The 22547-nt window shown below is 45.3% G+C and carries 19 protein-coding genes and 1 pseudogene; 14 read left to right on the top strand and 6 right to left on the bottom strand.

Going from position 1 to position 22547, the window contains the following annotated elements:
• Nucleotides 1–169 precede the first annotated feature (169 nt).
• Together EDM21_RS01345 and EDM21_RS01340 are read left to right on the top strand one after the other, a co-directional pair.
• On the top strand, nucleotides 170–1558 hold the full coding sequence (locus EDM21_RS01345) for a M20/M25/M40 family metallo-hydrolase (RefSeq protein WP_157332174.1): 1389 nt from the start codon (nucleotides 170–172) through the stop codon (nucleotides 1556–1558).
• A gap of 753 nt (nucleotides 1559–2311) precedes the next feature.
• Nucleotides 2312–2869, top strand: coding sequence for a dihydrofolate reductase family protein (locus EDM21_RS01340; protein WP_157332172.1), 558 nt, complete (start codon nucleotides 2312–2314; stop codon nucleotides 2867–2869).
• Nucleotides 2870–2975: 106 nt separating this feature from the next.
• Here the strand turns inward: EDM21_RS01340 and EDM21_RS01335 are convergent, their stop codons facing one another.
• Both EDM21_RS01335 and EDM21_RS01330 read right to left on the bottom strand, forming a co-directional pair.
• On the bottom strand, nucleotides 2976–3536 hold the full coding sequence (locus EDM21_RS01335) for a DinB family protein (RefSeq protein ID WP_157332170.1): 561 nt from the start codon (nucleotides 3534–3536) through the stop codon (nucleotides 2976–2978).
• A gap of 81 nt (nucleotides 3537–3617) precedes the next feature.
• Complete coding sequence (locus EDM21_RS01330; protein WP_157332168.1) at nucleotides 3618–4931, bottom strand: condensation domain-containing protein; 1314 nt, start codon at nucleotides 4929–4931, stop codon at nucleotides 3618–3620.
• A gap of 539 nt (nucleotides 4932–5470) precedes the next feature.
• Here EDM21_RS01330 and EDM21_RS01325 point away from each other — a divergent pair.
• Nucleotides 5471–5869 carry a RidA family protein gene (locus EDM21_RS01325; protein ID WP_157332148.1) on the top strand — a complete coding sequence of 133 codons (399 nt, stop codon included), beginning with the start codon at nucleotides 5471–5473 and terminating at the stop codon, nucleotides 5867–5869.
• A gap of 199 nt (nucleotides 5870–6068) precedes the next feature.
• Here EDM21_RS01325 and EDM21_RS01320 read toward each other — a convergent pair whose 3' ends face one another.
• A complete protein-coding gene (locus tag EDM21_RS01320; protein WP_157332146.1) occupies nucleotides 6069–6626 on the bottom strand; it encodes a TetR/AcrR family transcriptional regulator in 558 nt (185 codons plus the stop codon).
• 133 nt (nucleotides 6627–6759) lie between these two features.
• Here EDM21_RS01320 and EDM21_RS01315 point away from each other — a divergent pair, with 133 nt between their 5' ends.
• The 10 genes from EDM21_RS01315 (at nucleotide 6760) to EDM21_RS01270 (ending at nucleotide 17929) form a co-directional block, all read left to right on the top strand.
• Complete coding sequence (locus EDM21_RS01315; RefSeq protein WP_157332145.1) at nucleotides 6760–8007, top strand: acyl-CoA dehydrogenase family protein; 1248 nt, start codon at nucleotides 6760–6762, stop codon at nucleotides 8005–8007.
• Nucleotides 8008–8180: 173 nt separating this feature from the next.
• Nucleotides 8181–9095: a quinone oxidoreductase family protein gene (locus tag EDM21_RS01310; RefSeq protein ID WP_235917969.1), complete on the top strand. Its 915-nt coding sequence runs from the start codon at nucleotides 8181–8183 to the stop codon at nucleotides 9093–9095.
• Between the two features lie 156 nt (nucleotides 9096–9251).
• Entirely contained in the window at nucleotides 9252–9866 is a 615-nt protein-coding gene (locus tag EDM21_RS01305; RefSeq protein ID WP_157332141.1) for a hypothetical protein, read from the top strand.
• Nucleotides 9867–10120: 254 nt separating this feature from the next.
• Entirely contained in the window at nucleotides 10121–11440 is a 1320-nt protein-coding gene (locus tag EDM21_RS01300; RefSeq protein WP_157332139.1) for a phytoene desaturase family protein, read from the top strand.
• Nucleotides 11430–12341, top strand: coding sequence for an RNA polymerase sigma-70 factor (locus tag EDM21_RS01295; protein WP_166541771.1), 912 nt, complete (start codon nucleotides 11430–11432; stop codon nucleotides 12339–12341). Before EDM21_RS01300 ends, EDM21_RS01295 begins: the two co-directional genes overlap by 11 nt.
• Nucleotides 12342–12765: 424 nt before the next feature.
• Nucleotides 12766–12993 (top strand): hypothetical protein, encoded by a 228-nt coding sequence (locus EDM21_RS01290; RefSeq protein ID WP_157332137.1) that lies wholly within the window; start codon nucleotides 12766–12768, stop codon nucleotides 12991–12993.
• A gap of 216 nt (nucleotides 12994–13209) precedes the next feature.
• Complete coding sequence (locus EDM21_RS01285) at nucleotides 13210–14244, top strand: alpha/beta fold hydrolase (protein WP_166541790.1); 1035 nt, start codon at nucleotides 13210–13212, stop codon at nucleotides 14242–14244.
• An 812-nt stretch (nucleotides 14245–15056) separates the two neighbouring features.
• On the top strand, nucleotides 15057–15965 hold the full coding sequence (locus EDM21_RS01280; protein WP_157332133.1) for a hypothetical protein: 909 nt from the start codon (nucleotides 15057–15059) through the stop codon (nucleotides 15963–15965).
• 671 nt (nucleotides 15966–16636) lie between these two features.
• On the top strand, nucleotides 16637–17044 hold the full coding sequence (locus tag EDM21_RS01275) for a DUF1259 domain-containing protein (RefSeq protein ID WP_157332131.1): 408 nt from the start codon (nucleotides 16637–16639) through the stop codon (nucleotides 17042–17044).
• A 468-nt stretch (nucleotides 17045–17512) separates the two neighbouring features.
• Nucleotides 17513–17929, top strand: coding sequence for a VOC family protein (locus EDM21_RS01270; RefSeq protein WP_157332129.1), 417 nt, complete (start codon nucleotides 17513–17515; stop codon nucleotides 17927–17929).
• A 79-nt stretch (nucleotides 17930–18008) separates the two neighbouring features.
• On the opposite strand, the gene EDM21_RS01265 is transcribed toward EDM21_RS01270, so the two are convergent.
• From EDM21_RS01265 to EDM21_RS01255, 3 genes are all read right to left on the bottom strand, one after another.
• On the bottom strand, nucleotides 18009–18434 hold the full coding sequence (locus tag EDM21_RS01265) for an SRPBCC family protein (protein WP_157332127.1): 426 nt from the start codon (nucleotides 18432–18434) through the stop codon (nucleotides 18009–18011).
• A 60-nt stretch (nucleotides 18435–18494) separates the two neighbouring features.
• A complete protein-coding gene (locus EDM21_RS01260) occupies nucleotides 18495–19451 on the bottom strand; it encodes a sigma-70 family RNA polymerase sigma factor (RefSeq protein WP_157332125.1) in 957 nt (318 codons plus the stop codon).
• A 934-nt stretch (nucleotides 19452–20385) separates the two neighbouring features.
• Entirely contained in the window at nucleotides 20386–22065 is a 1680-nt protein-coding gene (locus tag EDM21_RS01255) for a copper amine oxidase N-terminal domain-containing protein (RefSeq protein WP_157332123.1), read from the bottom strand.
• Between the two features lie 266 nt (nucleotides 22066–22331).
• On the opposite strand from EDM21_RS01255, the pseudogene EDM21_RS25435 reads away from it, so the two are divergent.
• A pseudogene (locus tag EDM21_RS25435) lies at nucleotides 22332–22490 on the top strand (IS4 family transposase); the annotation flags it as partial.
• Nucleotides 22491–22547: the final 57 nt, after the last annotated feature.

Here is a 22547-nt window from a genome sequence, read left to right as displayed (position 1 = left end):
GGCTGCTTGCGTCAACATGTCGGTGTTTCGCACCAAAGCCACGTCTGCCTAATAGCAGGAGCGGCGGCTTGCAAGACTGTAGGGTGAGCTCGTCCTGCGCAGCTTGCAAGGCGTTTCTCCTTCTGACCGACCATACCGCGGGCAGTCCATTACAGGAAGGAGCGGGGTCATGGTTATCCGGCCTGCCAATAACGAGTTGGAACAGGATGGAGTCGGGCGCTGCGCGCGGCTGCCGTCTCCCGTGGAGATTTTGCAGGCATTGATCCGCTTTAATACAACAAATCCGCCGGGCGAGGAAGCCGCATGCATCATGTATATCCGGCAACTGCTTGAGGATGCGGGCATCAAGACGCGGATCTGTGCGCTTGATCCCAGCCGGCCCAATCTGCTGGCCAAGATAAAGGGCAGCGGAGAAGCACCGCCGCTGCTGCTGTACGGGCATGTCGACGTCGTAGGTGTCGACAAGCAAGCCTGGAGCCGCGACCCGTTCGGGGGCGACATTGAGGGCGGCTTCGTCTGGGGGCGGGGCGCTCTTGATATGAAAGGCGGCGTGGCGATGCTCGTATCGGCTTTCCTCCGCGCACATGTCCGCAAGCTGCCGCTGCGGGGCGATCTCATTCTGGCGATTGTCAGCGACGAGGAAGCAGGGGGCGAATTCGGGGCTTCCTTCCTGGTAGAGCGGCATGCCGATTACTTTGCGGGCGTAAAATATGCGCTCGGCGAATTCGGGGGCTTCGCGTTTCATGCGCTGGGGAAAACCTTTTATCCGATTATGGTGGCAGAAAAGCAGCTGTGTTGGCTCAAAGCGACGATTCGAGGAGACGGAGGCCACGGCTCCATGAGCAAGCCGGATGCCGGCTGTATGGCGCAATTGGGGAACATGCTTCAATCGCTTAGCAGCAGTAAGCTCCCGATACGTGTGACACCTGCGGCCCGGTTGATGATTGAAAGCATGGCCGCCGCGCTGCCGCTGCTGCCGGCACTGCTGCTGAAGGGGTTGCTGCGTCCCCGGCTGGGCGGCCTCATCTTGAAGCTGCTGGGGGAAAAGGGCGGGACTTTCGCCCCGCTTCTGCATAATACGGTCAGTGCGACCGTCGTTCGCGGCGGCGAGAAGATCAACGTTCATCCAAGCGAAATTACGGTCGAGCTGGACGGCCGAACGCTGCCGGGCGTTACTCCGCAGCAATTTATGGACGAGCTGCGCCGATTCGCGATTCATGATTCGATCGAGCTGGAAGTGCTGCGCCATGACCCGTGCGCCGCAGCTCCCGACATGGGGATGTTCGGTTTGCTGTCCGATGTGCTGCAAGAAGCGGATAAGGAGGCCGTTCCGGTTCCTATGCTGCTGCCCGGTGGAACGGACGGAAGGTTGTTTGCGAGGCTCGGCATCCAAACCTACGGTTTCCTGCCAATGCCGCTGCCCAAGGACATGCAGTTTACCAAACTGATTCATGCCGCCGATGAACGCATTCCCATAGAAGCGATCGGGTTCGGCACGGATGCGATTTACCGGGTGCTGGAGCGGTACGGAACGCCGCCGCTGTCATCGGATGGTTAGAGCAGCTTGCCATCCCTTGCCTAGCCTATGCCGCTACTCTTGACTGATGCATAGAACAATTATTGTCGAAGGCTAAGAACCTGTATTCATTTCCGATCTTCAGGCATGATAAAATTAGTCATATTCGCAAGGTCTTTTAAGAGTCTAGTACTCTGTGAAACATACGCGACATTATCCAAGGGGCGCAGTCGACAGAGCGCTGAGTCACAGTGTTGTGAATTTAGAAAAATGTTTTTGAGCAATTCAATGAATAACTCTATTTCTAAAAAGGACACTTATACGAGTGTCCTTTTTATTTGGATTAATTATAAAGAATAGTCTGATTTAATTTCATATACAAGATATTATTTAGTAGGGTTAAGGTTATGGATACTTTCAAAGGGAAAGAACTTAAATAACTTAGAAAAAAGTCATTATAGATAGATAAAAGCATATCAAAGGAAAATCGCGTTGTGGAACGGATTAGGCAGCGTAATTAAGTCTTGGACTCGGAAAATAAAGTTGCAGACAGAGAAAATAAAATGTTAGGCTGCCCATGCTTCGTAAGCTAACGGGAGCTAACGGGCCGTTTAAGTGAATGAGTAGTATCAATGAGAATCCACGTAGAAGAAAAGCTTGTATTGCTTTCAGGGAATCGTTCTGACCGACCAGCAATGTTAAAAAAGTATTCTCCCTTTTAATAATAGGACATAAGGTGACATATTTGAGGTTTATAATGGGTGGTAGGTAGATTAACGAAAGGAGTAACACCTCATGCAGCGAAAAATAATTTTAGATCTAGCGGTTACTTTAGATGGTTTTATTGAAGGGAAACAGGGTGAAGTTGATTGGTGCATTATGGACGCTGAGATGGGATTTATAAATTTTTTAAACCAAATTGATACAATTTTATATGGAAGAAAAAGCTATGATTTATGGGGACAATTCACTCCGGAAATTGAACATGCGGATTCTGAAAAAGAACTTTGGGAATTGGTTCATAGTAAAGAAAAATATGTGTTTTCCAGGACACAAAAAGGGACTGATCATGCAGCGACATTTATAAACGATCATATTCTTGAAGAAGTAAATAGATTAAAGAGTAAGCCGGGTAAAGACATCTGGTTATATGGCGGAGCAAGTCTTATTACAACTTTCATCCATTTAGGGCTTGTTGATGAATTTAGATTATCTGTTCACCCTGTTGTGTTAGGAGAAGGAAAACCGCTGTTTGTGGATATTAAGCATAGATTGAATTTAAAAATGGTTAACACGAGAACGTTCTCCTCAGGCGTTGTACAACTCATTTATCAGTTGGATAGCAGCTCTTAATTGTGCGCCTACCCTAAATGAGGAGGTTTCTCATAAGGTCGTGGTTGGCACTCTCTATTTGCCACTAGCTATGGGAGAGAAGAGACAATCAATCAGTTCTCAGGATCTAGGGCCGGAGGCTTTCCCTCTTTTGGGAAGCAAACAGAAACCGGCAATATCCTATTTCCGCAGCATTCTTCATAAGCTCCACATTAAGCCAGGCGGAAAGCTCATAGAACGGCTTGTCGCTGAAGGGCCAATTGGTTCGGGCGCGTTCATGGTATTCATTAGCGGACAGCGTTGCAATTGAAGCTTCCCACAGCTCTTTTAGCTGATAAATTCGATTAACTGCTCCGCTAGCGCTGTCGGGGCAAGGGACGGATTCCCGCTGAAGTGTTTCGTCGCCGAACGAATAATCAAGGACCATGGACCACCAATAAATAATATGCCAGGTTAGCCAAGCGATGCTTGGAGGTCCGATTTCATAGCTCTCCGACTCGGGCCAATCGGCAAGCCAGATTCCCGAATCGTTACTTAGATGTAGTCCCCGTGCTGCAGGTCTCCAGTAATATTCTTCCTCACTAAGCCCGGTTAGATGAATGTCCAGCAATTGACTTGAGATTTGATACTGGAATTGAATAATACCCCGACCAATATCATTAGGCGAAAATAAGTTATTTTCAGTCATTTCACTCGTTCTCCATTCCTCTAATATGTTAATTGAGCCCATATTCCCGAGAGCTTCGGATCACTGCGGCGTATTGAATGTCTACTTCGTCAGCTCCATCATCATATCGTCCAGAAGTCTGTTTACCTCGTGTTCTGAAACAGCGGGTTTATGATAGCCTACACACAACGTGAGTATATTGCGATACGAGCTTGCACCCATACAGAAAAACGGGGCATACATGATCGGCGAAGTCATGACCCCCTTTACCGCATAGCAAGCTCCAAATTGGATATCATGCTCTGATATGACGCCGAAATTGGTCATCAGCGGCAATGTCATTTTCTGCTGACAGGCCATTTCATGCTGCTTGGCCATCACTGCTCTTGCAGTAGAAAGCGGCATTTCCGCCATTTTCTCCATCCCTGCTGCAGAAGACATGCCGGGCTTATTCCCCTTAATCGTATCCATGGCGCGCTTCACTTTTTCCAAGGTTGTCTCAAACGGTTCACATTCGTTCAATTCAATCTCAGGCATCTCCATGCCGGACAAATTGCACAGTGCACCGGTTGAAAAGCTCGGCAAATATCGGCGCAGATCGATTGTCATGCCAATGGCCGTTCTCTTGGTACGAGGCTCCATGTAGATCGCTTGCTTGGCGATGGAGCGGAAATACGCCGCAAGCAATCCATCATTGATCGTTGCCCCAACTGCTTTAGTTTGGTTAGTGAGCTTTTCCATTTGATGCGGCTCCATGCTTCTCATGGCTATAACAGGATTTAGGTTATCTAGTGAAGAGAATGGAAAAGACCAGAGGGAAGCAGCCTCTGCATGCTGGTGGAAGGCTGACGAAATATCTGTTATTCCTGCCGCCGCAAACAAAGGGGCTTGATCCCGAAAACCTTGTCCACCTTCCATCATTTCTTGATGGATCGAATGGTAAGACTCCCTCTCATATAGTCGCGTGTATAGCGCAGCCAATAGCCGTATAAACTCTTTCACGCCTGCTCCATCCATGCATAGATGCGAAATTTTCAAGCACAGGGAATCATGATCGGACCTAAACAACCGCACTTCCAGCATAGAACCGATCCAATCGATCGGTTGCGCCAGATAGTCTTCTATTGCTGTTTTCCTTTCATTATCTTCACAATTCTGAACCGACAATATGACCTCGAATGAACGATCTGTACATTTCTCCCAAAAAGGCGTTTCAGCTTCTACAAATCTACTGTTTAAAATGGGATTTTGGGCTGCTATAAGTTGAAGGGCTTGCTTTAATAAGTTTGTATCGAGCAGCTTAGAAAAATGTAGTGTAACCCCAATTTGTTGGACTGCAGAAAACAACCCCATTAAGTAAGTCATTCGATCCTGTGGTACAGCAGGGTATATGATAATTTCTTGTTCTTCCTTCATATGGTGCCAACCTCCTATTGATTAATGTACACATCATCCTCTTGTTTTAATATTTTACAAACAAAAATAAAATTTGTCTATGTATAAACAAACAAAAACTTTAAAAATCTTTTTAACTAGTTAATGAACTTCCTTGAATACGAAGATGGATGAGTTAATTTTTAGTAATGAAGATAGCTGATATGGTAGCGGTAATTCAGGAAATTGTGAGGTGAATAGGGGGGGCGTTCACTTGTGAATGACAAGGACACATATCTTACTGGAATCTAACTGAAGTTTAAAGATATTTCATTAAGTTAAGGGGCAGGTTATTTGAATCAAATTTTCTTTTAGACTATAATTCTAATGAATTAATACTTCGCGTTTAATATGAAAGGGGGATCCAATTCATGAAGAAAAAGTCTTTAATGTTTATATCTTTTGGATATGGATACTCCACTGCTGTTTTTTTCTAAAATTCATTTTCACGGGTGAAGTTTGTCCAAAAATGAACTGTAAAACGGTAGAAAATTCCTTTTTGAAAAGCGAGGTAATTAAAGATGGAAAAGGCCGAAATATCCAGAAAAAATCCGGTAGATATGTATCACCCCGTAGGTAACTACTCGCATATCACCAAAATTCCAAGAAATTCAGAGTTGTATGTGACTTCCGGTCAAATCGGAGCGTATCAAAATGGGGATATTCCCGATAGTCTGGACGAACAAATTAAAATTACTTTTGAGAATATCCAATCCGTTTTACGTTCAGAGGAGTTAACATCAGAACACATAATCAAAGTAAATATATGGGCAACCCAAAAAATTAATTGGGATAATCTATATGAAGAATGGGAGAAATTGTTTGGTAATGATTATCCCGCCATGACGATTGGCTATATTTCTGAATTAGGATTGCCAGAGATAAAAATAGAAATTGAAGTATGGGCTGCTAAAGTGTAAAAGGCCGCCCGTATATTTGATATTATCCCCTTTAAGTGGACAGTGTGTGAAAAGCGCACTATGGTTTACTTGGAGGGGATTTTTCATGGGTGAAATACGGAAGATGTATGGGATCGTTCTTGAATCAGAGATTACCCCCTATAAATGGGACCACTTAAAAACAAAATGAAGAGGGATAGAGTTAACAGTAAAAACGACGTTAATCTGCGAATTTCCATTCTGAAAAGATATTCATTTTTGCATATATTTCTTCGTCATCGATAGGTATATTGCTCTGAATCCACCAATTAACCACGCCAAGTACGGCTCCGATGTATGCCTCTATTTTAATTTGCATGTCGATGGAATTCTCTTCAATCGAATTATGCTCAATCAAATACTGCTTCATGCCCCTCCCCATTTCTTTTCGCAACAAATTTCTCAAGGAATCCCTCTCTTCGTCTAAAAGAATGGAAAACAATTTCTTATGTTTCATGGCTAGAGAAAATAATTCTCTAAAATTATCGGATGGAGAAAAGGAAGCATCGACGAGTCCCTTAAATTCTTTTTCGGCAATTTGCTGCATAGCCCGTGAAAGTAAATCGAATTTATCCTGAAAATGTGTGTAGAACGTAGTTCGATGTACCATCGCTAGATCACAGATTTGCTTCACCGTTATATTCTCGAACGGGTGTTTATCCATCAAATCCATTAGAGCATTGTATAGAAGCTTATGAGTTCTTTTGACGCGCAGGTCTTCGGATGTTTTATTATTCATGACAGATTCCTCCCTTTGTATTGTTTCTCGACATATCTGCGATTTTATCGGTTGTTGAAACCTATTATACATTATATATTTACTCTACAAATACAGTTAAATACACCTATGTATAATTAAGGAGTGGATTTCAATGACCAATTTAAGTACAGCTTGTCAACTCACTGCTTGTGAAAAGCAATTGCTAAATTATGCTACCGAGTTAGTTCCCTATCTGCAGAAGCACGGTACGATTATTGATGAACAACGACACATTCCTGATGAAGTGATTCAAAAAATTTCGGATGCGGGGCTGTTTAAGCTTGGCACACCGAAAGAGTACGGGGGTCATGATGTGAGTATTCGCGCCATGGTCGAGATTATTTCCGAGGTGGCCAAGGGGAATGGTTCTGTTGGCTGGGTCGTTCAAATCATCAACGGAAATAACTATAACGCGGCACTATCACTACCTTCCGGTGTATTAGATTCGATTTATAACGAGGTAGAGGAGATACGCTTCTGTTCTGTATTACTAGCTAGTAAAGCTGTCGTGAAGAAAGTGGACGGAGGGTATTGGATAGAAGAAGGCTTTTGGAGGTTCGGTTCAGGTTCGATGCATGCTACCCATGCTTTGTTAAGCTTGAAGGACGGAGAATCCATGCGAGAAGACAAGACTATGAAGATGATGCTGGCCGTTGTTCCGATGAGTGAAGTCACGATTGTTGACGATTGGTATACGATGAGTTTAAAGGGATCCTCGAGTAATAGTCTGGAAATCAAAAATACGTTTGTACCAGAGCAGTATGTCATAACCCAAGAAATGCATCAGGGAGGTATGCCGCCTGTCCAGCTGAAGGGGCGTGATAGATATAGACCTTACGCACAGCAGATCATTAGCATCACAACAGGAATAAGCGCGATTCTCGGACTCGCCAGAGGAGCGATCGAGTATTTTGTTGAAAAAGCACCTCATAAGGGAATTTCAATGACGGTTCACCCTTCTCAAGCGGTTGTGGGTCATATTCAGTATAAAGTAGGACTTGCGGCTATGAAGGTCGAATCCGCTCATCTTCATATTAGCCGATCAATTGACAATTTGGAGCGTCACGCTCAAAATGCCGAACAATTTAGTTTAAAAGAAATGGCACAGCTTCAGACAGATATAACCTATGCAGCCATGTTATGCTGGGAAGCCGTAGATCTGCTAACGGCAGAGAGCGGGGGGAGTGTCATTGCCGACTCCAATCACTTGTCTCAAATATTCCGGGATATTAGAGGCGGGGCCAATCATGCGCTGACTACAGCATCGACTGGACTAGAGCTATACGGAAGAGTACTGATGGGTTTGCCTCCACAGCATGTCATGACTTTAGGCGCCACATCTTTATTAAAAGTTAACTAACGGAACCGATCAAACAATGAGGAAAATAACGCTCATTTCAAGTAAAATCATCCCGGGTAATCGGCGTTACAACTTATGCCAAGCAAGAGTTGGTGCCCGCACATTTTAATAGAAAGAACGGTGTGATAACTATGAGGGCTGCCATCGTAAAGGAAAGAGGGACCGATCCCGTAATGGGTCATCTGGATTCCCCCGTTGCGACAGACGGACAAATTTTAATTAACGTTTCAGCGACAGCTTTGAGCCGAGTTAGCAAGTTCCGTTCAATGGGCATGCACTACTCATCCCAAGTAAACTTTCCCATAGTAGCCGGCATCGACGGTGTTGGAACTATGGAAGATGGGTCGCGCGTTTACTTTGTGCTGCCTACTGCACCTTATGGCAGCTTGGCTGAGCAAACCATTGTCAACGAAAAGCTGACTGTACGTTTGCCAGATGATATTGATGATGCCACTGCTGCAGCTATCGCAAACCCCGCTATGTCGTCATGGGCTGCATTGGTCTTTCGAGCTGGCTTCCAATCCGGTCAAACGGTGTTGATCAATGGCGCTACTGGTGCATCAGGTAGCTTAGCCGTTCAGATTGCTAAGGGCCTGGGGGCCAAGAAGATCATTGTAACGGGACGCAACGAATTGAAGTTGCAAGCACTTGAAGCGGAAGAGGCCATTGCATTTGATATGACAGCCGACAACGGACAAAAAACATTTGAAGATGCCCTGGTGCCACTTATTGCTGAAGGTGTTGATGTGGTATTGGATTACCTTTGGGGCGACAGCGCATTTGCCATCATGTCTGTTCTTGCTAAGACAAATACGGATCGTGCAACACGCTTTGTAAGCATCGGAACTTCATCTGGCCAAGAAAGCATTCAATTACCTTCGAGTATTTTACGTTCATCAACAATCGAACTCGTAGGAAGCGGAGATAAAAGTGTCTCTAAAGCCGATATGCTAACCGCTGTTAAAGGCGTTTTTGAAATGGCAGCCGAGGGAAAGCTCAAAATTGCCACAGCAGAGTTTGCTCTAGAACAAATCGAAAAGGCTTGGAGTGCTCCGCTGATGCCTAGACCCGTTGTAAAAGTGAAATAGGAAATGACGGAAAAAGATGGGGGCTCCCGGCCAATTCTGATCGTTTGTCAGAAATATCCGGGGACACTATCATGTTTATGAATCAGGAGGATATTGCAGTGAAAAAAATATTGCTAAAAAACCAAGTACTGAGCATAGGACAAGGGAGAGGGGCACATGACTTTTTCACCTTCTTTCCGTAAGCTAATACTCACTATACACGTGATTACTACCATGGGATGGCTCGGATCTGCAGCCGCTTATATCCCCATAGCCGTCTATGTTCTAAACAATCAAGATACCGATATGTTACGACCCGCTATCGAAATCATGTCCTTAATTGCTAATTTTATTGTTGTACCCGTGGCTTTTGCATCGCTGCTCACCGGAATTGCGTTATCACTTGGCACTAGGTGGGGGTTATTTCGTCATTATTGGATCTTTTTTAAACTTTTGTTTACCGTTATAGCCGTATTTATGTTGGTGGCATACATCCAGGAACTGAGCCATGCGTTATCCGTAGCATCAAAAAGACCATTGTCGAGCAAAGACATAAGTATTTTGAAAGATTCGATTCATATCGTACATCCAAGCGGAGGATTGTTGATCGTGGTTGTGGTTACAGTCTTGTCGGTGTACAAACCAAAAGGTATGACGAAGTATGGATGGCGTAAGCAGCCGGAGAGCAAAAGCAACACCGAGCCTTATACAACACCGGGATGGGCAAAAACGGTAATATCTGCAGTCGTTGTTTTGCTCCTGCTAATCGTTGCTTTAGTCCTTTTCAAATGAAGGGGAAGAGGAGAGTATACGAAATCGTAGGCGCTCGGCTTACGGATTAAGCTAGCGAGTAGATAACGCAATCACGGTTCTCTGTTCTGAATTTAGTACGGTTCATTTTATCGCTCCAATAACGAATTGATTAAGGTATCTGAAAACGGATTCCATACCTTATTCATTAATATCCCTCTCGGAGATTCGTAACATGTCACAAACCGGTTCGGTTAATCGTCGTATATGCATCAGACCGGAAAGGATTGATATACATGATACAGAATCGCAATGAGTCGATATGGGATGTCGTCATTATTGGAGCCGGCATCGCTGGATTAACCGCGTCAATATATTTGGCACGGGCTGGCCAGACCGTACTGTTGATAGACAAAGGAGCGCATCTCGGAGGCCGTGCCGCTTCGACCCCGATCGCGGCCGCCCGGGTAAACTTGGGAGCGCATGCTCTCTACAAAAGCACGCTCCCTATTTTACGAGAGATAGGCGTCACACCTACCGGGGCGGCACCGAAGCCTCCAGGCATGTTCGTGTTCGAAGGAGCAGACGGTGCGAACAAGGCGCTCCCGCTCGCGCAGCTCTTGCTTGGATCGTTCCTAAAATGGCACGAGAAGACCCAACTCCTTCTCTTTTACAGCCACCTACGCAAAATAGACATTTCTGCTCTGCACAAGGTAAGTCTGCAAGCTTACTTGGAATCCCAAATCTCTAGTCCGCGCGTGCGCAGTATCCTACTTGCGCTGGTTCGCTTATCCACGTACTGCGATGCCCCCGACCTGCTGAGCGCAGGCGCTGTCATCGAGCAGCTCAAACAAGGCCAGGTGTTGTATGTGGATGGAGGCTGGCAATCCCTCGTGAGCCAACTGACGGACCAAGCACAGCAGGCAGGCGTGTCAATCCGCACGAGCTCGCCTGTTCGAGAAATTGCCGGTTGTTACCCCCAAATGATGGTTACCTTAAAAGATGGATCGCAGCTGACAACCCGTCACGTGATATCCACTACCGGACCTGCGGGTACGCTTGCTCTCCTCAATCCTGCTCTTACCACTACGGAAGCGGCAATCTATGAGCAGCTTATTCCTGTCCATGCCGCATGCCTGGATCTCGTCGTATCCGGGATGCCTCAACCAAAAACGAAATTTGTATTAGGCGCCGATTATCCGTGGTACTACTCCAACCATTCTGCAGCGGCCAAGTTATCCGATAATCCAGAACACATGGTCATTCACGTCATGAAGTATTTGTCGGATTCACAAAATTCAGACCCCAAGCAAGATGAACACGAGCTTAAAAGCTTTCTCGATTTCATTCAGCCGGGTTGGCGCAAGCATGTCGTTCAGCAGCGCTTCCTGCCGACAATGCTTGTCTCGCATGGCGTCGTAACCGCCATGAGCGGCGGCCTCCCGGGCAGACCGGGACCTGCGGTCGAAGGACGGCCCGGATTGTATGTCGCTGGCGATTGGGTAGGATCTAAGGGTATGCTGCTTAACGCATCTTTGGCGAGCGCGAAAGATGCCGCTCAAGGTATAATAGCCGTAAGAGAACAAGATAAGGCAGGGATACATCGTGGAGCTTGATTCCGTATACCGGATTTACAGACCGCTTCTTCTTTCCATCGCATATCGCATGTTGGGATCTGTCACGAATGCCGAGGATTTAGTACAAGATGCATTTGAAACAGTACAGCAGCAGGACCTCCATAAGGATGGCGGTCACGTCCGCAACCTGAAAGCGTACTTATGCAAAATCGTTACGAATCGCTGTCTCGATTACTTAAAATCCACGCGAAAGAAAAGAGAAGTATACGTCGGACCCTGGCTGCCGGAGCCTCTCGTGCAAGACTACTCGGTCGTTCCAGGCTCGGCCACTGCGGCGGGACAGGACCCACTCCAAACGATCGTGCTGGAGGATACGATATCATACGCCTTCCTCATCTTGCTCGATCGGCTAACCCCTATTGAGCGTGCGGTATTCATTCTTCGGGAAGCCTTTGAATACGACTATCGCGATATTGCGGACTTCGTAAACAAGACGGAGTTGGGATGTCGCAAGATCTACAGCCGCCTCAAACGAAAAATCCAAGACGAGCCGCCCGCCGAGCTGATTTCCTGCGCCCAGTCCGAGCAGCTCGTACTTCGTTTCCTCCATGCGACGGCTACTGGCGATATGGACGGGCTATTCGCGATGCTCTCCGAGGACATCGTGCTTTATAGCGACGGTGGCGGTAAAGTCATGGCGGCGATTAAACCTATTACATCGAGCCAGCGCGTCCTCGCATTCATTCAAGGGCTTGTATCCAAGGATGACGGGGCAGGAGCCGTGCGCCTCGTCAAGGTCAACGGGCAGCTTGGCTTTGTGCTAAGCAGCCCCTCCGAACCTTTCCCGACAGTCGTCAGCCTAGCGTTTAAAGACGACCGCATTCAGCGGATTTATCTCATCCGCAATCCGGATAAGCTGCTGCATGTGAATTTGGGATGAGGGTAATCTTCGAATTTCTGTCATCTTTTATGTGACAGTTCGAACTCGCACATCTCTAAGCTGATGGGAAACGTTAGTTTAATAAAACAGCGACAGTCTAGGACTTTATTTTCCTGTCCAGGTTGTCGGTGTTTCTAATTTGAGGGTCAGTCTAATACTTTGTTTTCCTTCGACAAAGGCGAAGACACAAATAATTTCCAATAACCAATACACGAACGCATCTGTCAGATATTCGAATTCAAGCTACCAGACGCCAATCGAGATACAATACTATGGGACAGGAACCAGAGTTCCGGACGAAATCCTTCAACGTTACGGGCTTTATTACTAAGTTATAGAAAAAACACTCATCGAATTTACATTCGTTAGGAATTTTAGGTATATTTTAGTATATAATTTTAAACACCAGGGAGGAGGTAAATTATTGAGTGTACGCTATCCTTTAAACTTTCTTTTCTTTATAGCGGTGTTCACCTTGGCTTATTTTTATATCGACGTCGATCCCGTCTGGGGAATAGTGATAGGGACGCTCGTCCTCATTGCATTAGATTATATAATGGATAGATCTGGGGTCTCTCAAATTAAGATCCCCGTATATATGGGGGTACTAGCGATGATTATTATTGTCGTCCTTCTGGTGCTGATTACATGAAGGCAGCTAACCCGCTGGCCTTGAGAAGAAGACCCAATCTGCGAAGATTCTTTGTCGAGGACTTGATAGCTTTACGTGAGAAGTGGGTGGAGAGGGCAGCAAAGGCGTCCTAGAAGTAATCATTCGCTGGACTTACTTCGTAAGGCAGATGTTAAATTTTGTTAATGAGAGTAAGATTTGATTTAAGAAAACTATTCTTATTAATGAGGTGAGATTATCAAAAAGGTGAGAAGGATGTTGGTATATTCGGGGGCAGCTATTCTATTGCTTGTTGGGTTAGCGTTGTTTTTTCCCACTTGGACACCCAAGCTAGAGGGCAAAAACAGCATAAGCATACTTGAGCAAGTCGAAATTAATGGCACAGGTCATGAACTTCTGATACGAGGTCAGGATAAGAGCAATCCGGTTGTTATTTTTGTACACGGAGGTCCGGCGGTTTCAGAAATCCCCTATGCCACCAAGTACCAAGACCTGCTGGAGAAGGACTTTACGGTTGTCCGATATGACCAACGAGCCAGCGGCAAATCTTATCACTTTGGAGAGGAATATTCCAATCTTTCGACAGATCTATTAGTGGAGGATTTATTGATTTTGACGGATTACATTTCGGCTCGTTTGAATCAAGAGAAGGTCATCCTCGCCGGACATTCCTCCGGAACGTATATTGGCATACAGGCGGCACAGCAAGCTCCTGATAAATATGAAGCTTATATTGGCATCGGACAGGTGTCTAATATTGTTGATAGTGAATGGGATAGTTTGAATTATGTGATTGATCAAGCGAAACAAAGCGGTAATACGACCGACGTTCAATATTTGCAAGGGTTAACCGAACAAGTCCGAAACGGCACGGCGTTAGTACCTCGCCAATATGTTCACAAATATGGAGGTGCCGCAAGACTGATCGATGCTGAGGCGGATATGGAACAGGGGTTATGGTTTGGACCTGAGTATAACTTGTTAGATCGCATCCGTTATAACCGTGGTGCAGCTTACTCACAAGGCATTTTAATTCAGCAAGCCCTTGCAGAGCCTCTGCCTGCAATCGTTACGAAACTAGAGGTACCCGTGTATTTTATCATGGGACAGTATGATTACATGACTTCCGCAAAATCGGCCAAAGCATACTTCGATCAAATTGAAGCGAGTTCAAAGGAATTTATAACATACGAGCAATCTGCTCATTATCCACAATTTGAAGAGAAAGAGACATTTTCCAAGTGGATGGTGGATTCATTCGTTCAACCTTAAATTAGGATGACATTGTAACTTTTCTTCTTGCAGGAATAAAGTCCCCTCTGTCGAATTGAGGGATTGCACGCTATGGGGGATTTACAATGGCACGAAGAAAGAGTAAAGCAAAGCAGCAAGAGGAGTTTATCCAGAGGCTTTTGGGGCTGGTTATGTTGGGATCGATTTTGGTACCTTTGCCCTAACAAAGTCATTTCAGGCGACGATTATGCGGTGGCCGTATTCATCTCAGTTTTAACCATGATAGGAATCAAGCGAACCGAACGCTTAAAACACATTCCGGGATTGCTGTAGGATGTCAAGAACATGTATGCCTAAAAGTCGCGTAGAAGCGGCTTTTTTTAACGATATAAGTTCTTGTCCCAAGTCAGTGACAAGAACTTATATCGTTTACCGTATTGGGACAAGAACTTATATTGTTTCCCGTAATTGAGGGGACGCGGACGTTATCTCCCGCTTCGAGATCGACGATGCAGCCGCATCCGTCCAGGCGAAAATCGTTACTATCATCGTCTTCCTGTTCATCCCTTAGTTGAAGAAAGTAATATCTCTTCAGCTCGGCGTTTTTTCCATAAGGGGAATCCCACCTTAATCAATTGCATAAAAATTCTCTCTACTCTATGTGCATGAAAACTATGCTTTCCTATTGTAAAGTAAATTCCGCTGACAGAGCTCCTTTTTCTTTCGAATTGTTTTTTACAAAAAACATCTACGAAATTACGACAAAAAACCGATAAATATCTTATTCATCCAGTGATAACTACATGTATGAATAAAACGGTTGCCATTCAAATTTAAGGGGATTTTGTAGAATGTCTATTTCTTTGTCCGAAGCCAAAAAATTTGCAAGCGGAGCAGCAAGCCTTGATCTCGCGATCGCACCCGATTACACGGTGGTTGCCGCATGGTTGGCCCGCCGCAGCAGCAGTTTGATGAGCAGCTATGGAGTGCCGGGAGCGGATAACCAGCTCCGGTGGAGCGACAATCCCAATACTTACGACGACGGTATGGATCCGTCCATTGCGGTAAGCGGAAGCGGCAAGCTTCTTGAAATTCACGAATCGGACGGCCCTTTCACGACACAGATGTGGTATCATACCGGAACGGCGAATAAGAACGGCATCGACTACAAGAAATCGATAAGAGTTGGTATGGATGATGACACCTACGGAGGAGGCAATCCCTGTATCCGTATCAATAATGAAGGCACAGTAGTGGCGCTTTTCCAGACCGACAGCCATCTTATGCTGCTGCATTATTTGGTCGGTTCCATAGTAGGGAATGTCGTACAGTGGGGAAGTGTTCACGACCTGCCGACGGGAATGAGGGCGATCTCACCGAGATTTGCCTTAAACAACAAACATTTGATGGTATCCGCCTTTTTCTCAAACAATCTGTTTGATTCAAACATGGTGATTGCCACTGCGCTTGTTTCGGGAGGGACACTCAACTATCAAGCCTTCGAAACGAGCATGGAAGGCATGTTTCCGTCCGTAGCCCTTGATGATAAAGGAAGGGTCTATCTGATGTACCAGAAGGGCAGCTCCATCTATTTCCGTTCGGGACAAGTTCATGAAGAGACGTTTGTCATTAACTGGGACTCGGAGCCCAAGCGAATCGCCGAGGGATATCGTACTGCCTTGGCTGTCCGGGACAACTTGCTCGTATATGGGTACGTCGACGATGACAACAACGCTTACTGCGCAACAGCCGTGATTTAACCGCTTGGTGACGGCTTCCATAATCAATTTATAATGCCGTTTTCTCATTCTTAGGTAAGGGGTTACCCACCTGTTTCAAGAGACTTGAAATGGAAACTGAAGGCCTCATTCAACTTCCAAGAACCGCGAACGAAGGTGTGCTTTGACGGGTATCGGGGTCTTGCAAAGAGGCGATTGTAATCGTCTCTGGTTTCCCAGTTGTCTCGCCGAGGAGGACTTGATCAGGCTTTTGCACTGGTTGATGTTTCTGTGCAGCTGGCTCCTTGGCGGGGATCCTAATGTACGGAATCAAATCGTCCTGCAGATAATGTATAAAAGAGAATCAAACCGGTACCCGAGCAACGACGGATCGTGTCGGATGACAAGAACATATATGCTTAAAAGTCGCGTAGCAGCGGCTTTTTTTATTTTAACGATATAAGTTCTTGTCACAGACAGTGACAAGAACTTATATCGTTAACCGTAATTGAAAATATTCTCAATACATTGTTATGAAAACAGCTTACGGAAAAGGATACGCCCTCTTGGCAAGCAATCCATTTTTGACACCGTGACAACAGCCTTACAACCATTTAATAATATACTATTATCTCCTATCAAATGATCCTGTCAAAATAAAATTGTAATCATAATCTATATTGTTCGTTAAATTAATAGGGGAGGTATTTAATATGATTAACAAAGCTTTGTGTGCACGTTTAGCAAAAATTATTGGTGGCCAGGTAGCGTCAACTCAACCAGCTTGCGTTGTCCAAACTTTACGGAATTTAAATGTTAAGATTCTTGGTCGACGGAGTAGATCCCCATTAACATTACCATTTGCATTATCGGTAGAATCTTCTGATTCCCGCGGACGCACGCTAAACTTGGGGGAAACAGTTATATTAGAAAGTGAAATCAATCCTTTTGTTTCAGAATTACGTAAGCGTGGTATCAAAATCACTGCAATTCATAACCACTGGCTTTTCCAGAGCAATCCATTCAAATATATCCACTGGGAATCAATTGATAATCCAGTTGCATTTGTTGAAAAAAGCGCGGCTGCTGCAAGAGCAGTTGGAATACTTCCTAAAAAATAAAGCCTTTTATGATAACCGATTTGTATCCAAACTGTCAGATGACAAGAACATATATGCTTAAAAGTCGCGTAGCAGCGGCTTTTTTTATTTTAGCGATATAAGTTCTTGTCACAAGTCAGTGATAGCCGTATTTGGACAAGAACTTATTTAGGTTCCCGTAAAGTAGGTTCCTTCTCTTTAGTAGTTAGTGAATATTTAACAAGAACCCCTGTTCTGACACTCGATACTAACCCTTTAATTGTCATATATTCAGACGAACTCCTTTTTAAAGAGGTTCAATCTTTATCCCTGCACAATAAGAATAAGCAACCTTACGGGAATGGCGGGTATCCGAACTCAATACCAAGTTATTTTTCAAAATTTACGCTTCCGAATCCATGAGACCGATGAATTTCCGGATCGGATGTCGTCTATATAAACGAAGGCATCAATGAACACAAACTAATTTTACGAAGAGGTGTTTTGAAAATGGCATTAACGTCCGCATTCACGAGCTTCAACCTGCCTGTAAAAAACGTAGAACAATCCAAAGCGTTCTTCACCGGAATCGGATTCGAGCTCAACCCGCAATTCCCCGAGAACGAGAATTCGGTAGCCATCGTGATCGGCGACAACCTGCAGGTCATGCTGATCAATCAAGCATTCTTTAATACGCTCACGGAGAAGGAAACCGTCGATACGAGCAAGTATGCGCAGATGACGATCGCCTTGGCCTTTGAGAGCCGGGAAAAGGTCGATGAAATCGTGAATACCGCGGTCTCCATGGGCGGGAAATTGCACGCTGAACCTGAAGATCATGGGTTCATGTATCATTGGGGCTTCGTGGACTTGGACGGCCATCTGTGGGCCATTAACTATATGAACATAGATGCGGCACAAAGTTAAGGCTAACGGAGAGCACGCTCGTACTAGGGTTCAAAAAGAAAGACGCCGGGCTTCTTCCCAGGCGTCTTCTTCGCGATGATTAGTTTTGTTCGGTATAGGCTTTGAAATTGTCCATGATCGCTTGCCAGCCTGCTTGCTGGAACTCGACGGGATTGGAGCTTTCCGCGTCGAACGTTTCAATGACCTTCGTCTCATTCCCTTGATCGACGAAAGCAATATCCACTCTTCTTCCGTCTTCCATGGTGTAGCCGATCGCCTCATGCCGATTCACGACATCGTAGACGCCGCCAAAATCAAACCCCATGCTGCCATCCTTCGCTTCCATCCGTGTCAGAAACTTGCCACCGACCCGCTGATCGTTTTCGGCTCTCGGCGCATGCCAGTCCTCGGACGCTTGATTCCACTTCGTGATGTGATCCGGTTCGGTCCAATAACGCCATACCTTCTCGACAGGGGCTTGAATGACGGCTTGCACGGTTACTTTCTTCGGTTGACTCGTTTCCATTAGACACCTCTCTTATGATATTCGTCGTTCAATGATATAGACGTAAGCCAATGACGAAATTCATTGGTCAATTCGCTCAGGCAGCCCAAATCGCGAAAATAATGGCGTATGAATGAAGTTTTGAACGTGCAGGATTTGATTTTCTTTGGTTTCGATGACGTGGATGCCCCAGGGTATCAGGCCAGAGCCCTCTTTGCCAGGCATATACTGGGCCAACGCCGGATAACCGCCATTCACCGTAATGGACACAAATCGCGAACCTTCGCAATGCCAGCGAGTAAGCGAATAGAAGGCGGACAAATCTTCCTTGCCGCGGATCCACATCTCGAAGGGCGGCATCGACATGCAGCCTTCCTCGTGGAACAACGCGACGAGCGCAGTAATATCGAATTGCTCGAAGGCCTCCACATACCGGGACAGCAGCTGCTGCTCCGGTTGAACGTTCATGCTGCTGAGCTCATCCGAGCGAAGCTGCGCCCGGTCCATCGTCCCTCGGGCTCTTTGCAAGGCGCTGTTCACCGCTGCCGGTGACATCGCCAACGTCTCCGCGATCTGCTTGGAGGACCATTCAAATACATCCTTCAAAATGAGTGCCGCACGCTGCCGCGGAGGCAAGGTCTGCAGGAGAGCGATGAAGCACAGTTGAAGGGTATCTCTGCGGACGAGCCGATCCTCCGGATTGCCACCAAAGTCGGGAGACGGCCAGATCCAGGCAGAGTCCGGCAGCGTGTCGCGCGGCTCGACGATGGCGACGGCCGGGTCGAACAGGTCAACGGGAAGCGCGCGGCGTTTGGATTGTCTCAGCTTGTCCAAGCAAAGGTTGGAGGCAATCCGATAGACCCAAGTTTTGAACGAGGAATCCTGTCTGAACGTGCTCCAGCTCTGCCAGACCCGAATACTCGTCTCCTGAACGGCATCGTCCGCATCGTCCATAGAGCCTAGCATTCGGTAACAGAACGAGGTTAAGCCCGGCTTCAAGCTTGCAAATAATAGTTCGTCAAATGCGGTCTCGTTCATCGCGGCCTCCCTTAACGATCTCCCCGAAGGGTAGTACCTTCATTATATGCAATGAAGCGGAAAGCTTCAATCCGAATAAATACTGGAGCTATCCATGAAATTACTCGTTTCAACAAAAGCTTAAAATACTGGTTAAATGAGATACTTGAAAGAAAAAAGAGCAAGGAAACGTGAGGAGGTAGAAAATCGTTTTCAGTGAAGGAGATCAATTGGGTAGCATTACCGCAGTTTGAGGGCTAGAGACGTCTGGCTGCAGAATAAATTCACAACACATTTTTGTTTGAATCATTTTAGGTTATGGCTCCAAGTAGCACAAACGGTGCCTAAAGTGAATCCGTACCTAAATGGGAGGCGCTAAATAAGTTAAAGCAGGCGAGTCTATCAAAATTCTCGTTTAAATACATTAACAAAAACGACCGTTTATCAGTACTCGAGTCTTATAGGATTCAAACATATGCAATCTTTTATACTACCGCTCAAAGTAGCGATGTGATGAACTGTCGGATGACAAGAACATATATGCTTAAAAGTCGCGTAGCAGCGGCATTTTTTGTTTTAACGATATAAGTTCTTGTCGCATGTCAGTGACAAGAACTTATATCGTTTGCCGTATTAGGACAAAAACATATACTACGTTTAACCCACGTCTGAGAAAGATCCTCAATTACGGGAAATTTGGACGTCTTTTCGTTTGGTCTGTAGTGAAGAGACTCTAGTTTACATAATAAATATTATGTTTTAATGAGGAGGCGTAACCCGTACTATGAGCGACGGGCCATGTCCTGACTGTGCTGCAGAGAAGGATAATTTAAGATTACTCGCGGTGAACCCTACCATAAGTGACGACGAGACAGATAGATCAGCAAAAGAGCCTCTATTAGAAGAGGCCCCCTTTTTGAATTAGAAGCAAAATCGAAAGCAATCGCATAATGCGTTATTTAAGAAGTCCAGCGGCAGTCAAGTCATCGACTTTAAAGTAGACGGTGAAGTCCTTGCTTTCCTTAATGGGGGTAATAAAATTAAATTTCTCTAAATCCTTCACCAAAAAGTAACGTTTCCCGTTTTCCTTTTTGATATGCAGTCCGTTAATTTCCGTAGCATCTCCCGAGGAGCTTGTATTCCAATGGCTTGGAAGCTTCAATTCCAACGTGATCTGCTTTTCTGTGGAATTCTTCGTAGGAGGGGCGGTAAGGGCATAATCGTCAACGCCTGTTTTACCGGTGAAAGCGAATCTAACCCCGGTCTTTTCCTTCAAAGTGTCCTCATCAATCCAGGCTTCCGTAATTTGTTTATTGATGCCGGTATCATACTTTTTGATCCGTATGTTGCTCGAGGTGGTCTCTCTTACGTCAATTTGATTCCAATTGGATGGGAGAGGGAGACGTACAACTTCTTCGGTTCCCTGCTTGATTACGATTTGTGTATCTTGATAGCTTACTTGATAGATGTTCTGCAGGATTCCTAAAGATATCCACCCGTCGGACAGCTTGGGGGGGTGGGAATTTTCATCTGCATTTTTGACGTAGTATTTATCGTCTGAGTCAATGAACTCCCCTTTATAAGTGCCGGATCGATCATACGCGTAGAATACGACGGTTCCATCCCCATATTTATTATATCCTGAATCTGGAGTTGCCTCGATAGTTGGAGTGTTCGGTTTTAGGGTAACCTGGCTTTCGGGAACTTCTAACTGTCCGGTTTCATATAAATATTGATCAACCAGATTATTCGCATTTAAGGCGCTTACTTTCAAATAATCTGCATACACATCGCCGAATTTGGAGGAAAACCAGCTCGACGTATATTGGTTGCTGAACGATCCGAAGAATTTGTGAATATCTCTCCTTGTATTTCTTATTGTCCTTCCATCATCGTCGACCCAAGTGATCAATTCGTCCATGTCCATATTGCGGATGTCTTTAACCTGTGTGAGAACCATGCTGCCATTGACTTGATAATAAATCTCCGTCATATCTTCGTAAGGATGTCCTTTCAGCAGGTTCCAGCCGTTCATCTCCCCATGCGCAGGTACGTGATACATGCCGCTTGCTTCAGGGGACTTGGAGGAGTCTGAAGGTTTAATCGTTATTCCCTCAGGAACAGTGCCGATATAGGCAGTAGCGGTAGCATCATCATAAGCAACACCTAATCCTAGAATGTTGGAAACGGCTCGCAGCGGGACATAGGTTCGTCCGTTATACAAAAAGTTGTTGGCTTCTACTTTTTGGAGATTCACCATGAGCGTTATCGTGTCAAAAACCGCATTAATTTCCGTATCCCTTTTTTGTTCCCGTACATCATTCTTGGAGTTATCCGTTTGCACAGAAGGGACGCCTGGCTCTTGTTGTCCCACTGGGATTGTGCCGATATTGGCTATTTTTTCATTCGGGTAAAAAGTGACTGGTAAATCCTTCATCATTTCTGCGATGTTTCGTATCGGAACATATGTACTGCCGTCATATAAAATGGTATTACTAGCCGAAGCTTGTCCATTCACGACAATATTTACCTTGTTAAAATAAACCTGCATGTTTTTCGAAGTTGCAGCAAAGATGCTGCCTTGCGGCGCCAGCAAAACCACTGCTGCACTGATACCAACCAACCATTTTTTCAAATCTCTTGCTCCTTTTTTGTTATTGTTGAATAAAGTTTAATAGATTACCAATAGTTTAGAATATAATAATTTTAACAAATAGAGATAAAAAATGGTACATATTATTTACTGGACAGTGAAAAGCTCTTGTAGAAAATTGTCACAAGGCAAAATAACCCAATTAAACGAATTTGTGATATCCTTACGGTCCATAGCCAGTAAGGAGAACAAATCGTTAGAAAGGGTTACTTTGTAACTCAACTTTCACAGATCAAAGATCGGCTTGAATCTTTGCATTAAAGGTTGCTTTTCAAGAACTGACCGACATGAAATTTCTGCAGCAAGCCGGATTTCGTAAACGATTTGGCTTCAGTCCAGCCTGATTGTTTCAACCCGTTTTTTGTGCTGTTGTTTCATCAGAAAACTGGTTTCGTCTGCTCGAAAATTTTCACCATTTGAGGGGGAAAGCTGAACCGTACCCTAAATAAGGGCAAACTTATTGC

Origin of the sequence: Paenibacillus lutrae (assembly GCF_009757775.1) — a bacterium.
Taxonomy (GTDB): Bacteria; Bacillota; Bacilli; order Paenibacillales; family NBRC-103111; genus Paenibacillus_F; species Paenibacillus_F lutrae.
This window is presented reverse-complemented; position numbering and strand designations above follow the sequence as displayed.

Excerpts from the sequence above, each read along its gene's own strand:
- EDM21_RS01330 (WP_157332168.1), bottom strand. The coding sequence starts at position 4,931 with ATGAAGGAAGAACAAGAAATTATCATATACCCTGCTGTACCACAGGAT.
- EDM21_RS01335 (WP_157332170.1), bottom strand. The coding sequence starts at position 3,536 with ATGACTGAAAATAACTTATTTTCGCCTAATGATATTGGTCGGGGTATT.
- EDM21_RS01275 (WP_157332131.1), top strand. The coding sequence starts at position 16,637 with ATGATTAACAAAGCTTTGTGTGCACGTTTAGCAAAAATTATTGGTGGC.
- EDM21_RS01260 (WP_157332125.1), bottom strand. The coding sequence starts at position 19,451 with ATGAACGAGACCGCATTTGACGAACTATTATTTGCAAGCTTGAAGCCG.
- EDM21_RS01310 (WP_235917969.1), top strand. The coding sequence starts at position 8,181 with ATGGGTCATCTGGATTCCCCCGTTGCGACAGACGGACAAATTTTAATT.
- EDM21_RS01345 (WP_157332174.1), top strand. The coding sequence starts at position 170 with ATGGTTATCCGGCCTGCCAATAACGAGTTGGAACAGGATGGAGTCGGG.
- EDM21_RS01340 (WP_157332172.1), top strand. The coding sequence starts at position 2,312 with ATGCAGCGAAAAATAATTTTAGATCTAGCGGTTACTTTAGATGGTTTT.
- EDM21_RS01325 (WP_157332148.1), top strand. The coding sequence starts at position 5,471 with ATGGAAAAGGCCGAAATATCCAGAAAAAATCCGGTAGATATGTATCAC.
- EDM21_RS01270 (WP_157332129.1), top strand. The coding sequence starts at position 17,513 with ATGGCATTAACGTCCGCATTCACGAGCTTCAACCTGCCTGTAAAAAAC.
- EDM21_RS01315 (WP_157332145.1), top strand. The coding sequence starts at position 6,760 with ATGACCAATTTAAGTACAGCTTGTCAACTCACTGCTTGTGAAAAGCAA.
- EDM21_RS01305 (WP_157332141.1), top strand. The coding sequence starts at position 9,252 with ATGACTTTTTCACCTTCTTTCCGTAAGCTAATACTCACTATACACGTG.
- EDM21_RS01320 (WP_157332146.1), bottom strand. The coding sequence starts at position 6,626 with ATGAATAATAAAACATCCGAAGACCTGCGCGTCAAAAGAACTCATAAG.
- EDM21_RS01280 (WP_157332133.1), top strand. The coding sequence starts at position 15,057 with ATGTCTATTTCTTTGTCCGAAGCCAAAAAATTTGCAAGCGGAGCAGCA.
- EDM21_RS01265 (WP_157332127.1), bottom strand. The coding sequence starts at position 18,434 with ATGGAAACGAGTCAACCGAAGAAAGTAACCGTGCAAGCCGTCATTCAA.
- EDM21_RS01300 (WP_157332139.1), top strand. The coding sequence starts at position 10,121 with ATGATACAGAATCGCAATGAGTCGATATGGGATGTCGTCATTATTGGA.